1 protein-coding gene is annotated in these 1,238 nt (G+C 70.8%); it reads left to right on the top strand.

Features of this window, described 5'->3' with window-relative positions:
* A partial coding sequence (locus HPA02_RS18315; protein ID WP_222594018.1) for a bacteriophage T4 gp5 trimerization domain-containing protein occupies positions 1-1,238 on the top strand: 1,238 nt, incomplete at both ends.

Raw genomic sequence — 1,238 nt, 5'->3', positions numbered from 1 at the left:
CCACCGGCGCCGAGCAGATCTGGCTGCACGCCCAGAAAGACCTGGAGCTGCTGACCCTCAATGACCGCACCGAGACCATCCGCCGCGACAGCCACCTCGCCATCGAGCGCCACCGCCTCGGCGAGATTCACGGCGACGACCACCTCACCGTGCACGGCCAGCGCCACACCCAGGTGAAGGGCGATGACCACCTGCGGGTCGACCAGACCCGCCACGAGCACTACGGCACGGCTCAGTTGGTGGAGGCCGGCGAGGAGGTCCACCACCAGGCCGGTACCCAGGTGGTGGTGGAGGCCGGCGCCGAACTGACCCTGGCCGCCGGCGGCAGCTTTATCAAGCTCGACGGTTCCGGCGTGACCATCGTCGGCAGCCAGGTGCGCATCAACTCCGGCGGCAGCCCCGGGCGGGGCCGCAGCCAGGCCGTGGTGCTGCCGCGCCTGCCCGGCGAGGCCGACCCGGAGACCAGCGAGGACGTGACCCTCGAACCGCACCAGACACCATTGTTGGAAAGCGAGATCGTCGCCGCCACGCCGCTGGACCTGGACGCGGTGGATATCGCCGACGGCCTGGCCGACCGCTGCAGCGCCTGCGCGCCCGCCGTGGGCAGCCCGGTCAACCCGCTGCTCGGCGCCAAGCTGCTGCCCGCCGAGACCGACATCGCCCTGCCGGCGCCGCGGCCCTTCGTGTTCAGCCGCGGCTACCTCTCCTGCAATGCGCGCATCGGCGTGCTGGGCCAGGGCTGGTCCGTGCCCGGCGAGGGCCTGTCGCTGACGCTCAACGACACCGCCTGCGTGATCCACGACGCCCAGGGCCGCGATATCACCTTCGGCCCCCTGGCCCCGGGCCAGGCGCGCCACTCGCCCACCGAGCAGCTATGGATTCGGCGTGGGGGGAGCCTGCCGGAGGAAGCTGCCGAGCCAACGGCTGCCCAAGACGACGTGCGTTGGGCCAGCGTGCCCGAATCGCTGCGTACCGACCCCGAGCGGATCGTGCTTAGCGATGCCAGCGGGCTTTACTATGTCTTCGCACCTTCCGTATCAGCCGAGAATGGCGATAGCCCTTCCGGCAAGTGGCAGCTGATCCAGGAGCGGGACCGCAACGGCTATGCCACCACCTATACCTGGGAGGCCGACCTGCTGGTGCGGGTCGAGGACAGCGCCGGGCGTCACTACCGCTTCGACTACGACGCGCTGCTGCCCGAACGCGAGGCGGACCGCGGCCAGCGCCTGATGGGCGTC

The sequence above is a fragment of the Bisbaumannia pacifica genome, from assembly GCF_007989625.1.
Taxonomy (GTDB): Bacteria; Pseudomonadota; Gammaproteobacteria; order Pseudomonadales; family Halomonadaceae; genus Bisbaumannia; species Bisbaumannia pacifica.
The sequence above is the reverse complement of the archived record's forward strand: the minus strand, read 5'-3'. Positions and strand labels throughout refer to the sequence as shown.